This window comes from [Empedobacter] haloabium, from assembly GCA_008011715.2.
In the GTDB taxonomy this organism is placed as follows: domain Bacteria; phylum Pseudomonadota; class Gammaproteobacteria; order Burkholderiales; family Burkholderiaceae_D; genus Rugamonas; species Rugamonas haloabia.
Map to the genome: position 1 here is coordinate 492015 of CP136508.1, position 18234 is coordinate 510248.

20 protein-coding genes are annotated in these 18234 nt (G+C 66.7%); 9 read left to right on the forward strand and 11 right to left on the reverse strand.

The genetic code is table 11. From position 1 onward, the window contains the following. Positions 1-51: 51 nt before the first annotated feature. Complete coding sequence (locus E7V67_002150) at positions 52-489, reverse strand: Mpo1-like protein (protein WUR13929.1); 438 nt, start codon at positions 487-489, stop codon at positions 52-54. 71 nt (positions 490-560) lie between these two features. Here E7V67_002150 and E7V67_002155 point away from each other — a divergent pair, with 71 nt between their 5' ends. Beyond that, positions 561-1103: a DNA-deoxyinosine glycosylase gene (locus E7V67_002155; protein ID WUR13930.1), complete on the forward strand. Its 543-nt coding sequence runs from the start codon at positions 561-563 to the stop codon at positions 1101-1103. Here the strand turns inward: E7V67_002155 and E7V67_002160 are convergent. Continuing rightward, positions 1030-1428: a VOC family protein gene (locus E7V67_002160; GenBank protein WUR13931.1), complete on the reverse strand. Its 399-nt coding sequence runs from the start codon at positions 1426-1428 to the stop codon at positions 1030-1032. The genes E7V67_002155 and E7V67_002160 overlap by 74 nt on opposite strands. Positions 1429-1591: 163 nt before the next feature. Between E7V67_002160 and E7V67_002165 the strand changes: the two genes are divergently transcribed. The 3 genes from E7V67_002165 to E7V67_002175 are packed head-to-tail and all read left to right on the forward strand — an operon-like array spanning position 1592 to position 2669. Continuing rightward, positions 1592-1804 (forward strand): DUF2892 domain-containing protein, encoded by a 213-nt coding sequence (locus E7V67_002165; protein ID WUR13932.1) that lies wholly within the window; start codon positions 1592-1594, stop codon positions 1802-1804. 2 nt (positions 1805-1806) lie between these two features. Beyond that, entirely contained in the window at positions 1807-2334 is a 528-nt protein-coding gene (locus E7V67_002170; protein WUR13933.1) for a sigma-70 family RNA polymerase sigma factor, read from the forward strand. Continuing rightward, a complete protein-coding gene (locus E7V67_002175) occupies positions 2331-2669 on the forward strand; it encodes a carboxymuconolactone decarboxylase family protein (protein WUR13934.1) in 339 nt (112 codons plus the stop codon). The genes E7V67_002170 and E7V67_002175 overlap by 4 nt, the downstream gene beginning before the upstream one ends. 6 nt (positions 2670-2675) lie before the next feature. Here the strand turns inward: E7V67_002175 and E7V67_002180 are convergent, their stop codons facing one another. Then, complete coding sequence (locus tag E7V67_002180) at positions 2676-3272, reverse strand: cysteine hydrolase family protein (GenBank protein WUR13935.1); 597 nt, start codon at positions 3270-3272, stop codon at positions 2676-2678. An 81-nt stretch (positions 3273-3353) separates the two neighbouring features. Between E7V67_002180 and E7V67_002185 the strand changes: the two genes are divergently transcribed. Further along, entirely contained in the window at positions 3354-3899 is a 546-nt protein-coding gene (locus tag E7V67_002185; protein WUR13936.1) for an RNA 2'-phosphotransferase, read from the forward strand. A gap of 377 nt (positions 3900-4276) precedes the next feature. Next, positions 4277-4537, forward strand: a complete 261-nt coding sequence (gene infA, locus E7V67_002190; protein ID WUR13937.1) for a translation initiation factor IF-1 — start codon at positions 4277-4279, stop codon at positions 4535-4537. A gap of 83 nt (positions 4538-4620) precedes the next feature. Here infA and E7V67_002195 read toward each other — a convergent pair whose 3' ends face one another. From E7V67_002195 to E7V67_002220, 6 genes are all read right to left on the reverse strand, one after another. Beyond that, positions 4621-5487 carry an alpha/beta hydrolase gene (locus tag E7V67_002195; GenBank protein WUR13938.1) on the reverse strand — a complete coding sequence of 289 codons (867 nt, stop codon included), beginning with the start codon at positions 5485-5487 and terminating at the stop codon, positions 4621-4623. A gap of 167 nt (positions 5488-5654) precedes the next feature. After that, on the reverse strand, positions 5655-6842 hold the full coding sequence (locus E7V67_002200; protein WUR13939.1) for a tetratricopeptide repeat protein: 1188 nt from the start codon (positions 6840-6842) through the stop codon (positions 5655-5657). A 91-nt stretch (positions 6843-6933) separates the two neighbouring features. After that, the gene (locus E7V67_002205; protein WUR13940.1) at positions 6934-8928 is read right to left on the reverse strand and encodes a CocE/NonD family hydrolase; all 1995 of its coding nucleotides are present in this window, start codon (positions 8926-8928) and stop codon (positions 6934-6936) included. A 77-nt stretch (positions 8929-9005) separates the two neighbouring features. Beyond that, positions 9006-10163, reverse strand: a complete 1158-nt coding sequence (locus E7V67_002210; protein ID WUR13941.1) for a tetratricopeptide repeat protein — start codon at positions 10161-10163, stop codon at positions 9006-9008. Between the two features lie 80 nt (positions 10164-10243). Beyond that, positions 10244-11401: a DUF2863 family protein gene (locus E7V67_002215; protein ID WUR13942.1), complete on the reverse strand. Its 1158-nt coding sequence runs from the start codon at positions 11399-11401 to the stop codon at positions 10244-10246. A 69-nt stretch (positions 11402-11470) separates the two neighbouring features. Beyond that, positions 11471-12337 (reverse strand): HDOD domain-containing protein, encoded by an 867-nt coding sequence (locus tag E7V67_002220; GenBank protein ID WUR13943.1) that lies wholly within the window; start codon positions 12335-12337, stop codon positions 11471-11473. A 217-nt stretch (positions 12338-12554) separates the two neighbouring features. On the opposite strand from E7V67_002220, the gene E7V67_002225 reads away from it, so the two are divergent. Continuing rightward, a complete protein-coding gene (locus E7V67_002225) occupies positions 12555-13124 on the forward strand; it encodes a DNA-3-methyladenine glycosylase (GenBank protein ID WUR13944.1) in 570 nt (189 codons plus the stop codon). 3 nt (positions 13125-13127) lie between these two features. On the opposite strand, the gene E7V67_002230 is transcribed toward E7V67_002225, so the two are convergent. Both E7V67_002230 and E7V67_002235 read right to left on the reverse strand, forming a co-directional pair. Further along, positions 13128-14831 carry a methyl-accepting chemotaxis protein gene (locus E7V67_002230; GenBank protein ID WUR13945.1) on the reverse strand — a complete coding sequence of 568 codons (1704 nt, stop codon included), beginning with the start codon at positions 14829-14831 and terminating at the stop codon, positions 13128-13130. Positions 14832-14901: 70 nt separating this feature from the next. After that, positions 14902-15354: a cache domain-containing protein gene (locus E7V67_002235; protein ID WUR13946.1), complete on the reverse strand. Its 453-nt coding sequence runs from the start codon at positions 15352-15354 to the stop codon at positions 14902-14904. 190 nt (positions 15355-15544) lie between these two features. Here E7V67_002235 and E7V67_002240 point away from each other — a divergent pair, with 190 nt between their 5' ends. Together E7V67_002240 and E7V67_002245 are read left to right on the forward strand one after the other, a co-directional pair. Continuing rightward, entirely contained in the window at positions 15545-16927 is a 1383-nt protein-coding gene (locus E7V67_002240) for a 4Fe-4S cluster-binding domain-containing protein (protein ID WUR13947.1), read from the forward strand. A 3-nt stretch (positions 16928-16930) separates the two neighbouring features. After that, positions 16931-18217, forward strand: a complete 1287-nt coding sequence (locus tag E7V67_002245; GenBank protein WUR13948.1) for an MFS transporter — start codon at positions 16931-16933, stop codon at positions 18215-18217. Positions 18218-18234: the final 17 nt, after the last annotated feature.

The window sequence follows — 18234 nt, forward strand, 5'->3', positions numbered from 1 at the left end:
TGCTTACCCTGATGGTGTGCGCCGAGGGGCTGGCACCACCGTTGTGGGCGCTCAGTAGGCCAGGTTGAAGCGGCGGTACAGGAAACCCAGCACGAACAGCGGCCCGATCAGCAGGAAGCGCAGGTCGTCGAAAAACGAGGGCTTCTTGCCTTCGATCATGTGGCCGATGAACTGGCCGATCCAGGCCAGCACGAAAATCGCGATACACAGCGGCAGCACGGTGATCGGTGGCAACGCGGCCAATACCCCCAGCATTGCCAGCGCCATCAGCAGCATGCCCGCCGCGAACGGGCGCGACAGCTTCCAGTAGTACACCAGGCTGGCCACGACGGCCACCAGTGCCACCACCGGGTGGATCCACCACAGGATGCCCAACAGGGAAAACACGATCAGCGGCACGCAGGCGAAGTGGATCAGCTCGTTGGTGGGGTTGCGGTGGCTGTCGCTGTACTGGGCCAGCAGCGTATCGATGGTGCGGTCGTGGTTCATGGCGGCGGTCTCCTGTGTCTGTGCACTTTCGATCGATTCTACACCGAAGGATTGCCGCTACAATGGCCGGCATGACCCTCCTTGCTGGCCTCGCTCCTGTCGTCGACTCCAACACCCGCATCCTGATCCTCGGCAGCTTTCCCGGTGCTGCTTCCCTTGCAGCACAGCAGTACTATGCGCACCCGCGCAACCTGGCGTGGCGGCTGATCTCGGCGCTGGTGGGCGAGGACCTGGCGGCGCTGCCTTACGGGGAACGCCTGCCGCGCCTGCTTGCACATGGCATCGGCCTGTGGGACGTGCTGGGCGGCTGCGAGCGGCAGGGCAGCCTGGATTCCGCCATCCGCAAGCCGGCCGCGAACGACTTCGCCCGGCTGCGTCAGCTGTGCCCACGACTGCACACCGTCGGCTTCAATGGCCAGGCCGCCGGCAAGTTCGCCCCCCAGTTTGCCGCGCAGGGCTACCGGACGGTGGTGTTGCCGTCGTCGTCACCGGCGCATGCGGCGATGTCGTTCGACGACAAACTGCACGCCTGGCGGCAGCTTACCGCTGCGGCGCCGTCCACACCAGGTTCCACAGATGACCGTCCAGGTCCTCGAAGCCCTGGTCATACATGAAGCCGTGATCCTCGGGCGGATGCGGCGTGCGCCCACCGGCCGCGACGGCCTTGGCGATCAGGCTGTCCAGTTCCTCCCGGCTTTCGCAGCTCAGGCAAATGATGACTTCGTTGGCTTCCTTCGCCTGGGCCAGCGGCTTGTCGATCAGGGAGCGGAAGAAATCCTCGGTCATCAGCATGGCGTGGATGGTGCCGTCCACGATGTTCATGAACGCGGTGCTGTCGCTGCTCCATTGCCGGTTGAAAGTAAACCCGAGCGCTGAAAAGAACGCGCGCGATTTGTCCAGGTCCTTGACTGCCAGGTTGAAGATGATCTGCTTGTTCATTGGGCCTCCTTGGTGGATTTCCCTGACGACGAACCAGGATCGCGCCAATCGACCAGCGGGCGCAAATATTTTTTCGCCGGCGCGAATCCTTTTTGATCAACCGGCCCTCCTAGTCTTGCAAGCTCGGCAATCGGGCCGTACGCTGCACAGCAAAGGAGTGAATATGAGGAATCTGACGGGCAAGGAAAGCGCCGTGCGCGCCATTGGCGGCATCATGCTGGTCGCGGGCGCGGTTGTGGCCTGGTATCAGGGAGAGACGACCGCCGGGCTGGGTTTGGTGGCGGCCGGGCTGGGTGCCATGTTGTCCGGCTTGTTCGGCTATTGCCCGGCATGCGCATTGGCGGGGCGCTGCGGCCTGCGCAAGCGGGGAGGCTGATCATGCGCATTCCCGAGCAGACGTTTGCCGCGGCCCAGGCTGGCGATCCGGCCGCATTGGCGCACCTGCTGGTGCAGTTGCGGCCCGATATCCGGCGCTATGCCGCCTACCAATGCAAGCGCTCCTCCGCCGTGGACGATGTCGTGCAGGAGGCCCTGATCATCCTGTATCGCCGTATCGGCACCGTGCGGACGGCATCGGCCCTGGGCGGCTGGCTGTTGCGCATCGTCGGCCGGCTGTGCATGCTCCCCGCGCTGATGTTCATGAAGGGCGTGGAAGATTTGCGTGGCGTCGAGGAATCGGCGCGCTTTGCGCGCATGCCGGTGGACGAGCTGCGCGTAGACCTGGTGCGCGCGCTGGAGTCGTTGCCGGCCGCGCACCGCGAGATCGTGCTGCTGCGTGACCTGCAGGAAATGACGATCCGCGACATCGCCACCCACCTGGCGATCACGCCGGAGGCGGCGAAGAGCCGCCTGCACCGCGCCCGCGCCATGGTGCGCGAGTACCTGCTGGCAGGGGAGGCCGCATGAACGATTACCAGAATCGCGCCGACCTGGGGCTGGCACGCGACCTGATCGCGTTGGCGCCGACCGAGGCAAAGGCGTTTCTCGGGCTGAAGGCGGCGGCCGAACGCAGCGACGGCGTCATTCCAGACAAGTATCGGGAGCTGATCTCGATTGCCGTGGCGCTGACGACGCAGTGTGCCTACTGCATCGATGCGCATACCAAGAACGCGGTGCAGGCGGGCGCCACCCGCGAAGAGATCGCGGAAACGGCGTTTATCGCGGCGGCACTGAAGGCCGGCGCGGCGGTGGGACACGGCTTGCTGGCGCTGCGGCTGTTCGACGAAGCCAGTGCCCGGTGAGGCGAGTTACCGGGCGCCGAACATCCGGTCCAGGGCCGTCTGGCGCAAGCTGCCTTCCAGCGCGGCGAGCGCCTCCTCCGTCCGTACGACCTGCGCATATTCCCCATCGAGGTTCGCCAGCGCCATCCAGTGGACCTCGTCCGCGCTGCGCGGATGGCCGGCATAGTCGCGTTTGGCAAAAGCAAACGTCGCATCCGCCACGACCTGCGTCGCGAAGCCCAGGTTGCCTGCCGTGCGCGCGCTGGCTTCGACCGAGTTATTGGTGCTGACCCCCACCATGACCAGTTGCGTAATGCCGCGCACGTGCAACCAGCGTTCCAGTCCCGTGTTGATAAAGCAGTCTGGCACATTCTTTTCGACCACGTGGGCATGCGGCAGCGGCTCGAAGCGCGGCTGGAACTCGGCTCCCGCTTGCCCAGGCCAGAACGGCGAGCCCGGCGTGCGCGAAACATGGCGGACGTGGACGACCGGTGCACCTGCCGCGCGCCAGGCCTCCAGCAGCCGGGCCATGTTGTCCTCGGCCTGCGGATTGTTGCGCTGGCCCGCGGCCGGGCTGGCCATACCTTGTTGCATATCGATGACGATCAAAGCCGGAACTTGCATCTGGACTCCAGGTTAGGGTGATGACGCATCGTAGAGCGCTGCCACGGCAGTGGCAAGGCCGGCAGCGGCTAGAATGCCGCCATGACCGACAAAAATAAAAACATCAGCAAATTCCTGTCCCTGATCCTGCGCCATGCGCCCGATACGATCGGCCTGACGCTGGACAAAAACGGTTGGGCCGACGTGGCCACCCTGCTGGAGCGGGCGGCCGCCCATGGCAAGCGCATCACGCCTGAACAGTTGCAGGAAGTTGTGGCGAGCAACGACAAGCAGCGTTTCGCCTTCAGTGCCGATGGCCGCGCCATTCGCGCCAGCCAGGGCCACTCGCTCAAGAGCGTCGACCTGGAGCTGGCGCCGGCCGTGCCGCCGGCGATCCTGTACCACGGCACCGCCAGCCGCTTCATTACGTCGATCCGGCAGTCCGGCCTGAAGGCGCAGTCGCGCCGTCACGTCCATCTGTCGGCCGAGCGTGGCACGGCTACCAGCGTTGGCGCGCGCTATGGCGTGCCGGTCGTGCTGGCGGTGCGGGCCGGCGAAATGCACGCGCAAGGGCAGCTGTTCTACCGCTCGGACAACGGCGTGTGGCTGACGGACGCCGTGCCGCTGCGCTTCATCGACTTCCCGTGAATATTTTTGTGCGCCGCACAAAGAGCTGTGCTATACTACGTCTGTCGATAAAGCCTTCAGGCCTTGTCGGCCCCTCGATGTGACGCAGGGCTGGCGTGTGTAAAGCCGCGCTGCGAATTCCACGAACGGGGTTGTCATACCAGACATTGGTCGAATTACACATTGGCCGCACCTTGCAGATAGCATGGGCATCCAAGGCATCCGCACCACGCAGATAGCATGGGCTGGAGCAGCGATTCAAGCATTGGCATTACATTGAAACGAAGCCCGCAGTCAGCGGGCTTTTTTTTCAGGCTTTCACCCCCATCTCGGTATGACGCAGCACCCGGCACCAGACGGCAGCCGGCAATGGCGCAACGCCACTTACGAAAGGGAATATGGCTAAAGAAGAACTGATTGAAATGAACGGCCTCGTTACCGAAATCCTGCCCGAGATGCGTTTCCGCGTCGACCTCGATAACGGCCACAAACTGGTTGCATACACATCGGGCAAAATGAAGAAGAATCACATCCGCATCCTGGCGGGTGACCGCGTGACCCTGGAACTGTCGCCCTACGACCTGAACAAGGGCCGCATCGTTTTCCGTCACATCGAGAACCGGGGCTCAGCGCCCAGCCACCAGGCACGCCGCCGCTAAGCGCGGTCGCAGCCGGCAAACCTTCCCAGTACGGGACCGCGAAAAACCGCCACGGCAGATGCCGTGCCGCGGCTTTTCGTCGTTTACGCCGCGTTGACGGCCTGTTCCAGCAATGCCGGCGCGGCGGCAAACTGCGCCGTCAGGAACCGCGCGATTCGTTGCTGCGTATCCGGCAGGTAGGGAATGTTCATATGGTTCGAACCCGGGACGGTCTCGTCCAGGTGCAGCCGCGCCATCTTGGCCACCAGCTGGTCGGTATGGGAGTGCGGCACGATATCGTCGCTGGCGGCGCGCAGCACATAGGTAGGCGCGCGCAGCAGCGCCGCATACTTGACGGACTCGAAGCGGTGCCGCAGCACGAAGCTGACGGGCACGACACGGAACTTGCGCTGCGCCAGCGCGAGGATCGAATCGTAAGGCGTGATCAGGACGACGGATTGGACCGGGCGCTCCTTGGCCACCTGCACCGCGACGCCTGAGCCCAGGCTGCGGCCGACCACCGCCACGCGCTCGGCATCGATATTGCGCCGGCTGCACAGCCAGTCGAACAGCATGCAGCCGTCCTCCACCATATGCTCCTCGCCCGGCACGCCGCGCGAGTCGCCATAGCCACGGTAGTTCATCGCCAGCACCGTCATGCCCGGGAACAGCGTGCCGGCGTCGCGCACGACCCACGACACCTCTTCGGAGCGGCCGCCGAAGTAGACGACAGCCGGATGCGGGCCAGGGCCGCGCGGCGTCATCAGCCAGCCCGCGAGCCGGGTGCCGTCGTTCGCCCGCAGCACGATGGCGCGGGTGCGGTGGCCCGTGCTGCGCGGGCTCTGCACCTCGCGCACCAGGGTTGGATTGAACAGCAGCTTGCGCTGGCTGGCCGCGATCATCGACACCATGCCGGCCCACAGCAGGCCTGCGGCGCCTGCGGCGGCCGCCACTTTTCGGGAAGTATTCATGAGTAAAGTCTACTCCCGATCCCGAAAACGCGTGTACGGACTGTTGCGGATTTTTGTAGGATTTTGTCGCTTGGGTTAGGTGGGCCACATACAGAATGCGAACCCATGGTGTCAGGCACCCATCTGCGGGTCTTCGACCCGCAGATGGGTGCCTGACACCTTAGGGTCTAGCGCCGGTGGGCCTTCAAGCGATCCAGCTTGGCCGCATACAGCTCATGGTCCTTGCGCGTCGTGCTGGCGTCCCGCGCCAGGCGCATGTGTTTTTCGGCGGCGTACAGGTCGCCCAGCATGTAGTCCGCCGCCGCCAGCCAGAAGTGGAACTCGTGGTAGGTGGGATCGCGCCGCAGTTCGCGCTGGAACAGTTCGCGCGCGCGCCGGTAGTCGCCGGCCTGCATGGCTTCACGGCCCTGGTTGAAGTAACGGAACGGTTGCTCCGGCTGCAGGCGCGCCAGCTGCGCCTTCAGCGCGTTTGCTTCGTCGACGCGGCCGAGGTGCTCGACGACCTGCGCCAGGTTCGACAAGGCCATCGCGCTGCGCGGGTCGCGCGCCAGCGCATAGCGCAGCGTCGTCTCGGCCTGCGCCAAGTCGCCATGGCGCCGGTACACCACTGCCAGTGTGTTGTAGGCGTAGACCAGGTTCGGATCGGCCAGCACGGCGCCGCGCGCCCACCAGTAGGCGTCGCTCACCTGGCCGCGCGCCAGCGCCTCGGCGGCGCGGTTGTTCATGAACATGGCGACGATCGCCTGGCGGCCGATGGTGATGCCGTCGCGCTGGCGGCCGTCCGGCGGCGGCAGGAAGTCGATCACCGTGTAGGCGTCGGCATCGTAGCCGCCGGTGGCGTCGCGCTGGATGCGGCCCAGCTTCAGGTTGACGTGGCCGCTGTTGAAATAGATCTCGCCGCTGCGGCTCCAGCTGTCCTCCGTCGGTATGCTCTGGAACACGACGGGAATGTCCAGCTCCTGCGCCAGCGCGGCCGTCATGATGACGAGCGACAGGCAATTGCCCTGGCGCGCCTCGAAGGCCTGGGCGGCGGTGCGCGTCAGCGCCGAGTCGTACTCCAGCTGCAACTGGTCGCGCCGGTACAGCGCATCGAACAGAGCGCGGCGGATTTCCTTGCCGCGCCGGTCGCGCGACACCGCCTGCGTGTAGGCGCGCATCGCCGGCGTCAGCGCGAAGATCTCGTCTTCCGATGGCAGCGCGACAGCGGGTTCGAACAGGGCATCGGCGAACAGGGCGGGAGGAGGGGCCTGCACCTGGGAAGGGCCGGCGCAGGCGGACAACAACAACGCGCAGCACACCACCAGCAGGCGGCGAAACCGGTGGCAGTACGGCGACGGCAAGGATCGATACTTCATGGCGCATCTCCTTCCCGCCAAGTATCCTCCCGCCGCCGCGCGCTGTCAAAATGCGTTCAGGCGGGCTGGCCCGAACGCAGGGGCGCCGGCATCAGCGCGCCGGCAGCACCAGCACTTCCAGGCCGGACGGGGTGTCCGGCGCGTGGTAGACCCGCTGCGTGGCCTTGCGGAAGTCTTCCGGCTTGGCCTTGGGGATGTCCGTGAACGTCTGCGGGTTCAGGTCCACCAGCGGGAACCAGGTGCTCTGCACTTGCACCATGATGCGGTGACCGCGGCGGAACGTATGGTTGACGTCACCCAGGTGGTAGTTGACGGCTTCCACCTTGCCCGGCACGAACGGCTCCGCCTTCTCGAAGCTGTTGCGGAACTTGCCGCGCAGCGGATTGCCGCGCACCAGCTGCTGGTAGCCGGCCAGCTTCAGCACCGGCGGCGGCACGTCCTTGCCGCGCGGGCGTTTTTCTCCGGCCGGGTATTCGTTCGGATAGACGTCGATCAGTTTCACCACCCAGTCGGCGTCCGTGCCCGTGGTCGAGACGAACAGCTTGGGCCGCACCGGTCCGGCGATCGTCACGTCCTCTTCCAGGGGCTCGGTCTGATACACCAGCACGTCCGGCCGGGTCGAGGCGAAGCGCTGGTCGGACACCATGAATTCCTTCGGCACGCCGGTGGCCGGGTAGCCGATGTACGGCACCGGCTTTTTCGGATCGCTGACGTATTCGTCGTAGCCCGTGTCCGTGGCCGGCTGCGTGACCGGCTTCTGCCAGCCCAGGCCACCGTTGGCGCCGAAGTACAGCACGCGCGGCTTGGCCTGCTGCGGCGGCCATGCCGTGTACTGGCGCCAGACGTTGCTGCCGGTCTCGAACGCCGTCACCTCGGCGATCGGCCTGGCTGGCTTGACACCCTTCAGGTGCTGTTCGAAGAACGGGAACTGGATCTGCTTGCGGAAGTATTCGCTGGTCTTGCTGTCGAACTGCACGTGGCCCAGGCTCTTGCCGTCGCCGCGCGCCCAGCCGCCATGCACCCACGGCCCCATCACCAGGCCGCTGAACGTGCCGGGGTTTTGGCGCTTGACGGCCGCGTAGGTGGTAAACGGGCCCTGCGCGTCTTCCGCGTCGAACCAGCCGCCGACCGTCAGCACGGCCGCCTTGACGTTCTTCAGGTGCGGCGCGATATTGCGGCTCTTCCAGAACTCGTCGTAGCTGGTGTGCTCGATGGTGGGCTGCAGCAGCACGCGCTGCTTGTCCGAGAGGCTCGACAGGATGTTCGACAGCGTCAGGCGCTGCAGGAAGTAGTCGTAGCCATCCGCCACGCCGTAGTCGAACGGTGTCCAGGTCTTCGGCAGCGGCGTCGGGTTCTGCTCTTCCGTGAAGGATGCGTAGAAGCCGAAGTTCCCTGCCAACATGAAGGCGCCGCCGTGGTAGGAGTCGTCGCCCATGTACAGGTCCGTCACGGGGGCCTGCGGTGACGCGGCCTTGATGGCCGGATGCGAATCGATGATGCTGGCCGACGTGTAGAAGCCGGGGTAGCTGATGCCATGGATGCCGACCTTGCCATTATTGTTCGGCACGTTCTTCAGCAGCCACTCGACGGTGTCGTGCATGTCCTGGCTCTCGTTGCCTTCGCCGGCGGCGCGTTGCGCCTTGGCGTGCGGCGTCATCTCCTGCCATTTGCCCTCGGACATATAGCGTCCGCGCACGTCCTGCTCGACGAAGATGTAGCCGCTGTCCTCGAACTCGCGCGACGGGCCGATCGTGTCCGGCACGAAATCGACGCCGTAGTGCAGCTGCTCGTCGTCGCCCTCGACCCCGGCGCTGTACGGGGTGCGCTGCATCAGGAACGGATAGCTCTTGCTGGTGTCCTTGGGCACGTAGACCACGGTGAACAGGCGCGTGCCGTCGCGCATCGGAATGCGGTATTCGTACTTGGTGTAGTGCTCGCGCAGGCTGCGCTTGGTGTCTTTCGCTTCGTCGGCTTCGGCATCGGCGCCGCGGGCGGCGGCGGCGGCATGCGCGGCGTTGCCGGCGGCATGGGTGGTGCCGAAGGCCAGGGCCAGCGACAGCGCCAGGAGGGAGAGGTGACGGGGCATGGTTTCCTTCAATCTGAATACATGGGCTAATGCGCCAGTGTAGCCGAGATTGAAAGATGTTTTAACAAGCGGCAGGATCAGTGTGGGCGGGTGCGGGCGCGCAGGCGTTCCAGCTTGGCCGCATACAGCGCGCGGTCCGCGCTCGTGGTGCTGCCGGCCATGGCGCGGGCCAGGTGCTCGTCGGCCGCGCGCAGGTCGCCCAGCTGCGCCGCGGCCTGCGCCAGCCAGAAGTGGAATTCGGCGTGGTAGGGATCGCGTCGCAGTTCGCGTTCGAACAGCCGCCGTGCGCGCGCGTAGTCGCCCGCCGCCATGGCCTGGCGGCCCAGGTCGAAATCGTGGAATGGCGCTGGCTGTGCCGCTTGCAGCGCGGCCAGGCGCACCTGCACCGGCGCGGCGTCGCCGGGGCGGCCGGCCGCCTGCAGCAGCTGCACCAGGTTCGACAGCATCATCGTGTTGTCCGGATCGTGCGCCAGGGCGTGGCGCAGGGCCGTCTCGGCCAGCGCGTGGTCGCCGTGGCGCTGGTAGACGATGGCCAGCGTGTTATAGGCGTGCAGCAGGCCCGGCGCGGTGGCGATGGCGCGTTTGGTCCACCAGTAGGCGTCGTCGACTTCGCCGCGTGCGAGCGCCTCGGCCGCGCGGTTGTTCATGAACATGGCCGTGACGGTGGCGCGGTCGATCCGTTCGGCGCGGCGCAGGCTGGCCGCGTCCGGCGGCATGAAGTCGACCAGCTTCCAGACCTCGGGATCGTACAGCGGCAAGCCGTTGCCGCTCTGGCGCCCGAGCAGCAGGTTGACGTGGCCCACGTTGAAGTACAGGCTGCCGGTGCGGGTCCAGGCGTCCGCCGTGGGCACGCTCTGGAACACGACCGGAATGCCGGCTGCCTCGGCCAGCGCGGCCGTCATGATGACGAGCGACAGGCAGTTGCCGTGGCGCGCCGCAAAGGCCTCGGCGGCCGTGCGCGTGATGGCGGCATCGTATTCGAGCTTCAGGTCGTCGCGCCGGTACAGCGCGTCGAGGAGAGCCTGCCGTGCCTCGTTGCCGTGCCGGTTTTGCCGCACCGCGGCCGCGTAGGCCTGCATGGCCGGGGAGGGGGCGTGGATGGCGGTGGCGTCCAGCACCTGGCGGGGCGGCTGGAAGCGGCTGTCGTCGAACAGGCGCGCCGGTGCCTGCGCCAAGGGCTTCTGCGCGCAAGCGCTCAGCAAGAGAGCAAGGAACACCAGCACCAGTCGCCCCATCGTCGCCTCCAGATCGATGCGGCCAGTATCGCCCCGCGCTGTGGACGTGTCAAAGACCGGGCATGTGCTGGCGCAGCAAATCAGCCGACGTGGCGTTCGAGTACCGTGACGTCGGTTATGCCCAGCGTGGCCAATGCGTCGCGCACGTCGTCCACCTCGACCTGCAGGTCGCTGCCCAGGTCGAACGGACGGTCGCCGCTGGCCAGCACGCGTTCGCCCACCTTCAGCTGCACGCGCAGCATCATTTCGCCATCGACGTCGGCCGGGGCGATGGCGGCAGTGGCCGGCCCGCCGTGCGCGGCCAGGGCCTGGCCCAGTGTGGCCATCAGCGCCAGCATCGCCTGTTCGGCCATGCCCTGCTGGCGCGCGCCGAAGAACAGGTCCTGGTAGAGGAAGTTCAGGCGCAGTTCGCGCTCGCGCGGCGCCAGGCAGCGCGCCACCAGCGGTGCCGCCTCCTGCGTCCACTGGCGGTAGCGCGCCATGCGCGCGTCGAACCAGGCTTCGGCGCCGGCTTCGTCGTCCGGCACGGCATAGAACGGGTCGTCGGCGCGCTTGAGCGAGAAGCCGACCAGGAAGCGCAGCTCGACGGCTTCGTCGTCCGGCCCGAAGGTGGCGGCGGACCAGCCGCTGATACTGCGCTGCAGGGCGGGCGCTTCCGCGACTTTTTTCTCGGTCAGGGCACTGGCGGCCTCGCGCGCCATCGCGTGCAGCTGGCTGTAGGTGATGCGGCTGGCCTCGACGGCGTCGTAGGCATGCCGCACGATGACGAGTTTCGCGCGTTCGCTTTCCAGGCCGCCAGTGCGCAGGCTGGCCAGCAGCGCGTCGTAGGCCGCCTCGTCCTGGAAGCCCTCGGCTTCGACCAGGCCGCCCTGGCTGTGCACGAACACGGGGATGGCAAAGGCGTCGATTTCATGGTCCGGGGCACCCGCGCGGCGCAGCGCGACGCTGGCGGCGGCTTCCTCGACGGTGGCGCGCAGCAGCTGGTAGGCACCCACGTCCTCGTGGCTGGCCTGGTCGATGGCGCCGTACAGGATGTCGTCCTTCTGTTGCGCCAGGTAGCGCCGCACCAGGCGCTGCAGTTCGGCCTCTTTTTGTGCCAGCTCGGCGCCTTGCGTGTCCGCTTCCTCCTGCTCGGCCAGATCGAGAGCCAGGCCGCACACGGCGGCCATCAGCACTTCTTCCTTTTCCTCGGGCGGCGTGGCGGACTTGCGGGGGACGGGGCGTTTATTCTTGGGCATGGGAGGTTGCGGCAGTGCGCGGCGCTGGTGGATCGTGGCGCCGATTCTACCCGATGAGACCAGGCCCGTTCAGTGCTCGATGTGGAAGGTCTCGTGCAATTCGTCGAGCAGGTCTTCGGCTTCGTCCACTTCCAGGCCCAGGTGGCGGCAGGCGGGCTCGCCGCCCTTGTCCCATTCCAGGGAGGCGCCATTGCCGTGGTAGCGGGCGATGCCGCGTTCGGCCAGCACCGAGGCGGCGACGAGCGAGCGGATCGCGTCGTCGGTCGATTCGTCGGCCAGCACCGCGTAGTCGTGGTGGTGCAGGATCGCCCACGAGACGTCCGGCGACAGGCCCCAGTTGCGCGCCAGCAGGCAGCCGATCGCGGCGTGGTTGGTGGCGTGGCGGTCGTCCTCGACGGCGGTGAACGCGCGCTCACCCTCGCTCGAGGCCATCGCCAGCGTATCGGCGTAGTCGGCGAAGCGCTCCAGCAGCAGCGGCACGCCGATGTCGCAGAACAGGCCGAAGGTGTGCGAGATGTCGGGCGGCGCGATGCGCAGCCGGCGCGAGATGAAGACGAGCGCCTGGGCGCGCCGCGCCGAGGTGTCCCAGAACTGGTTCAGGGCGCCGCCGTTGCCGTCGATGGCCTGGCGCGCCAGCAGCCCGGTGAGCAGGGCCGCACACTGGTTGATGCCGAGGAAGTTGATGGCCTGTTCGACCGACTTGGCCTTGCGCGCGGCGCCGAAGAACGGCGAGTTGGCCAGTTTCAGCAGCGCACCGGACATGCCGACGTCGTTGCCGATGATGCGGGCGATGCGGCGCGGCGACGGGTCTTCCTCCGCCAGTTCGCGCTGCAGGTCGACCAGCAGGCTGGGACGGGGCGGGATGCGGATGGAGCGCAGCAGGGCATCCTCGACGGAGGATTCCTGGGCTGGGGCGTGGGCGGCGGCTGTTGTCATGATGGTTTGTCAGGAACTGCGTAGCCGACATTATCGCCTGTTTCGCTACGGCAAGAGCAGTCCGGCACGCAAAATTCTTCGAATTCTGTGTCTATTTTTGCCCATCTGCGCGCTTTTGATGGCGAAATGACAGCCATGCTTGGCAAGGTGGCAAAGAAAACAGGCCCTCCGGGCCATCCGGGCGTGCCGTCCTGCCGGGCCACGCTACAATCCGGCCATGTCTACTCTGCTGGCAGGAATTGATTTCGATGCACCATCCGAGGAAGTGGCCCGCCTGCTGATCGGCGTCACGTTGCTGGTCGACGGGATCGGCGGACGCATCGTCGAAACGGAAGCCTACGACCGGGAAGACCCGGCCTCGCACGCCTTCTCCGGTCCCACCGCGCGCAACGCGTCGATGTTCGGGCCGGCCGCGCATGCCTACGTGTACCGCTCGTACGGCATCCACTGGTGCCTGAACTTCGTCTGCCGCGAGGCGGGCCATGGGGCGGGGGTGCTGATCCGCGCCATCGAGCCGGTGCAGGGGCTGGACGCGATGCGCGCCCGGCGCGGCCTGATGGATGCCAGGCTGCTGTGCTCCGGCCCCGGCCGCGTATGCCAGGCGCTGGCCGTCACGCGCGAGCACAACGGCCTGTCGCTGGCGGCGCCGCCGTTCGAGCTGCTGCCGCGCGCGGGCGACGTGGACGTCGTCGCCGGCCCGCGCATCGGCATCTCGAAGGCGATGGACGTGCCGTGGCGCTTCGGCCTGCGCGGCTCGCCCCATCTGAGCAAGCCATTCCGAACGTAGGAGTCAGACCCGCCGGGCCTGGCCCCAGCCCTGCGTCGCTGGCAGGTCGTCCTCCACCTCGGCCAGTGGCAGCTGGCGCAAGCTGCGCAACGGACTACCCGGCGCCCGGCGCTCGAGTGCGACGTCGTGGTCCTGCTCCGCCTCCTGCGCGACCGTCTGTGCCGCATCGAACTCGAACACCGCCACCGCCCGCGACAGGTTGACCGCCTGTTCCTGCAGGCTCTCGGCCGCCGCGGCGGCCTGTTCGACCAGCGCGGCGTTCTGCTGCGTCACGTCGTCGATCTGGCCGACCGCGGCATTCACTTCCGAGATGCCCTGGGCCTGTTCGGCGCTGGCGGCGCTGATGCGCTCGATGATGTGATTGACCTGCTGTACCGAGCCGACGATGTCGCCCATGCTGCTGCCGGCCAAGCTGACGGAAGCGGCGCCGTTGTCGATCGTGGCGACCGATGCGGCGATCAGCTCCTTGATCTCCTTGGCGGCGGCGGCCGAGCGCTGCGCCAGCGTGCGCACCTCGGATGCGACGACGGCGAAGCCGCGCCCCTGCTCGCCGGCCCGCGCCGCTTCCACGGCCGCGTTCAGCGCCAGGATATTGGTCTGGAACGAAATGCTGTCGATCACACCGATGATTTCGACGATCTTGCGTGAGCTGGCGCGAATCGATTCCATCGTCGTTACCGCCTGGGCGACGGCATCGCCGCCTTTTTGCGCCAGGGTCGTCGCCGTTGCCGCCAGCCGGCAGGCTTCGCGGGCGTTGTCGGCATTCTGGCGCACGGCCGTGGTCAGGCTTTCCATCGCGCTGGCGGTTTCTTCCAGCGAGCCGGCCTGGCGTTCCGTGCGGTTCGACAGGTCCAGGTTGCCGCTGGCGATTTCGTGCGACGCCGTGTCGATCGACTGCACGGCGCCGCGGATCGTGCGCAGGGTCTGCCCCAGGTTGGCGATGCTCTGGTCCAGCACCCGGGCGGTCTGCGCGATTTCGTCCTTGCCGTCATTGACCCTGCCGCTGGTGAGGCGGCCGGCCGCCAGGCTGCGCACCACGTCGGCGATGGCGCGGATATCGCGCAGCAGCACGGCACGCACCCGCATCGAGACCAGCAGCGAGAGCGCGACCGACAGCACGCACAGCACCGTCATCGTCACGCGCAGCTGCTGGAATTCGGCGGCCGCGCCGGCGTAGGCCGTTTCGCTGAGCGATTTCTCCAGCGCCGACTGGCGGCCCAGCGCCTCGTCCAGCTTGACGAACTGCGCTTCCGCCTTCTGCATCGAGTTGGTGGCGATGGCCTGGTCCATCTGTGCCATCTCGATCGTTTCCAGCACGCCCTTGCGGTAGGCCGCCAGCGCCGCCACCGAGAGCTCGGCCAGCTTGCGCTCGTCCGCTGCGGATACCTGGGCCAGCTTGCGCAGCTGCTGCTCGATGGCCTGGTGGCGGTCGTGGATCTGCGCCGTCAGCGCATCCAGCCGGTTCTTCGCGAAGCTGCCGTTGACCCAGGCCAGCAGCTGGTAGATGTTGGCGTGGGCGAAGCGGGCGTCGCCCGCCACGTCGGCCACGGCTTTCAGGCGCGCGGCGCGCACCTGCACGAGGTTTTCCATCGAGGCGTTCTGGCGCACCATGCCGTACCACGCGCAGGCCGTGATGGCCACCAGCAGGATCAGCACGACGCCTGGCGCCAGCAACAGTTTGGGTCCGATTCGTAATTTGTTCAGCATGACGACTCCGCCAGAGCTAGGGTTGCTTTGCAAAGCGCAGCCGCGCCGGTCGTGCCGGCGCGGCAAGGATTCATTTCTTGTAGATGCCCGCTTCCAGCACGACGTCATTGACCCGCAGGATGTACGTGGTCTTCGGTTCGATCTTGCCGCTCACGGGGTTCTTGTACATGTAGTCCACCCAGCCCTTGCCGCTCTTGGCGGCCAGCTCGATGATTTCGCGGCGGTACTTCTTGCCGCTGGGGTCCGGCACGTCCGTCAGGTCCTTGCCGACGATGGACGGGTTGATCGGATGGGCCAGCACGATGCCCGTCTTCAGGTCGCGCATGTCGACGTACAGTTCGCCCTGCACGAAGTCCGGGTCCTTGGCGGACAGCTTTTTCATCAGCTCGTCCTTGCCGTGCGCCTTCATGAAGGCGGCGCCCCGTTCGGCCATCGCGATGGCGTCCTTCTCGGTCGGTTCGGTGGCGGCGAAGGCGCTTGCCATCGCCAGGCAGGCCAGGCTGCCGATCAGCATCTGTTTCATTTGGAGGTTCCCTGGAAAAAGGAGGTTTCTGGAGTTGCCAGGAGTAATTTACGCGGCCGATGCCAGCCGGCAATTGAGCAAGCGCAAATCTGCGGACGTTTCCATGCGGATATTGAGTTCAGGCAACGACGATTTGTTGCGTCTGCATACGATGGGAGTTTCCCAGTCCCGTCCAGTCAGGAGAAACACGATGTCGAATCCGAAATTCAAGCCTTACACGCGCCAGAGCATCCGCCAGGCGCGCCAATGGCAGTGGTTACCGCCGGACCAGCAGGAGGCAGTGCAGGTGGTGTCGCACGTGATGCCGTTCCGCACCAACGAATACGTGATGGAGCAACTGATCGACTGGAGCCGTGTGCCGGACGATCCGATCTACCGGCTGACCTTCCCCCACCGTGACATGCTGCCGATCGAGGAGTACCGCACCCTGCGCGACCTGGTGATGGTGAAGCAGGACGACGCGGCGATCGCCGCCTACGTCCATCAGATCCGCATGCGCATGAATCCCCATCCGGCCGGCCAGATGACGCACAACGTGCCGCGCGTGAACGACGCGCCGCTGCGCGGCCTGCAGCACAAATACAACGAAACGGTGCTGTTCTTTCCCAGCTCGGGTCAGACCTGCCACGCCTACTGCACGTTCTGCTTCCGCTGGCCGCAGTTCGTCGGCATGGAGGACATGAAGTTCGACGCCAAGGAGACCGGCGAACTGGTGTCCTACCTGAAGAACCACAAGGAAGTGACGGACGTGCTGATCACGGGCGGCGACCCGATGATCATGAACACGCGCTCGCTGGCCGACTTCATCGAGCCGCTGCTGGCGCCGGAGCTGGAGCACATCCAGAATATCCGCATCGGCACCAAGTCCGTGGCGTATTGGCCACAGCGCTTCGTCACCGACCGCGACGCGGACGACCTGCTGCGCCTGTTCGAGAAGGTCGTCGCCGCCGGCAAGAACATGGCGATCATGGGCCACTACAACCATGCGGTGGAGCTGCGCCAGGACATCGCCCAGAAGGCCGTCAAGCGCATCGTCGGCACCGGCGCCACCTTGCGCATGCAGGGCCCGCTGATCCGCCACATCAACGAAGACCCGCACAGCTGGGCCGAGTTGTGGCGCACCGGCGTGCGCCTGGGCGCGATCCCGTACTACATGTTCGTCGAGCGCGATACCGGCCCGCGCGAGTACTTCCAGCTGCCGCTGGCACGCGCGCACGAGATCTTCCAGCAGGCCTACCAGATGGTGTCCGGCCTGGCGCGCACGGTGCGCGGTCCGTCGATGAGCGCCTTCCCCGGCAAGGTCGTCATCGACGGCGTGGCCAATATCGGCGGCGAAAAGGTGTTCGCGCTGCAGTTCCTGCAAGCCAGGAATCCCGACTGGGTGCGCAAGCCGTTCTACGCGAAGTACGATCCGGAAGCCACGTGGCTCGATCACCTGAAGCCCGCGTTCGGACAGGAGCGCTTCTTCTTCGAGACGGAAGGCCAGCCCCACCATGTCGCACCGGTGGAGCGCAAGGTGATCCCGATCGGCTCCGCGCGCGAGGGCTGCGCGCCCCACAGCAACGCCGCCTGAGCCATGGGCGATTCGAGCGCAGTGTGGCGCGGCCGCCAGCACGTGCCTGGCCAGCTGTCCGGCCTGGCCGTGCTGTGTCTCGTGTTCATCCCGTACGCATTGGGGCATTACCTGTCATGCCTGCTGCGTACCGTCAACGCGCTGCTGGCGCCGCAGCTGATGGGGGCGGCCGCGTTGACGCCGGCCGAACTGGGCCTGCTGACGAGCGCCTACTTCCTCGCGTTCGCGGTGGCGCAATTGCCGGTGGGGCTGGCGCTGGATCGCTACGGTCCGCGCCGCGTGCAGTTCGCCATGCTGCTGCTGGCCGCCTTCGGCACGCTGGCCTTCGCCGGCGGCAACACGTTCGGCCAGATGCTGGCCGCGCGCACGCTGATGGGGCTGGGCCTGGCGGGCTGCTTCATGGCGGCGGTGAAGGCCGTGTCGACCTGGATCTCGCCCACGCGGCTGCCTTCCGTGCAGGGCTACCTGATCGCGGCCGGGGGGCTGGGCGCCGCTTCGGCGACGCTGCCGGTGCGGCTGTTCCTGCAGTTCGCCGACTGGCGCTGGCTGTTCGTGTGCCTGGCATTGGCCTGCGCCGCCGTGGGCCTCCTGATATTCCTGCTGGCGCCGACGCCGCCCGCCGTGGCCAGCAAGCGTTTCGACCTGCGCGTGCTGTGGGACGTGTACCGTCATCCCGTCTTCCGCGAAACGGCGGGGCTGGTACTGATACCGCACACGATCTTCTTCGGTGTGCAAGGCCTGTGGATCGGCCGCTGGCTGACGGAGGTGGGCCGCTTTCCCGAGCAGAGCGTGGCGTGGCTGCTGTACCTGGGCATGGCGGCCGTGATCTTCGGCGCCATCTCGGTGGGCATGGTCACCGAGTGGGCCGCACGGCGCGGCATCGATGCGATCACGGTGGCAGCCGCCGGCATCGCGCTGTTCGTCGCGGTGCAGATCGGGATCGTGCTGGGCTGGCGTCCCGGCATGGCGCAGCTGTCGGTGCTGTTTACGCTGGTGGGCACGATCACCGGCATCGAATACACGATCGTCGCGCAGGCGATGCCGCCGGCGTTGACGGGGCGGGCATCGACCTGCCTGAACCTGCTGATCTTCACCGGCGCGTTCATGGTGCAGGCGGGCTTCGGCCAGGTACTGGGGTTGTGGCAGCCGGATGCCGCCAACCACTATCCCGCCGCCGCCTACCAGGCCGCGTTCGGGGTGCTCGTGCTGCTGCAGCTGCCAGGTCTTGCCTGGTTCGCGTGGCGCCGCCGCAGGGCCCTGCCGCGGAACACTGTAGAATCTGCGTTTTGACAGATGCAGTGACTGCA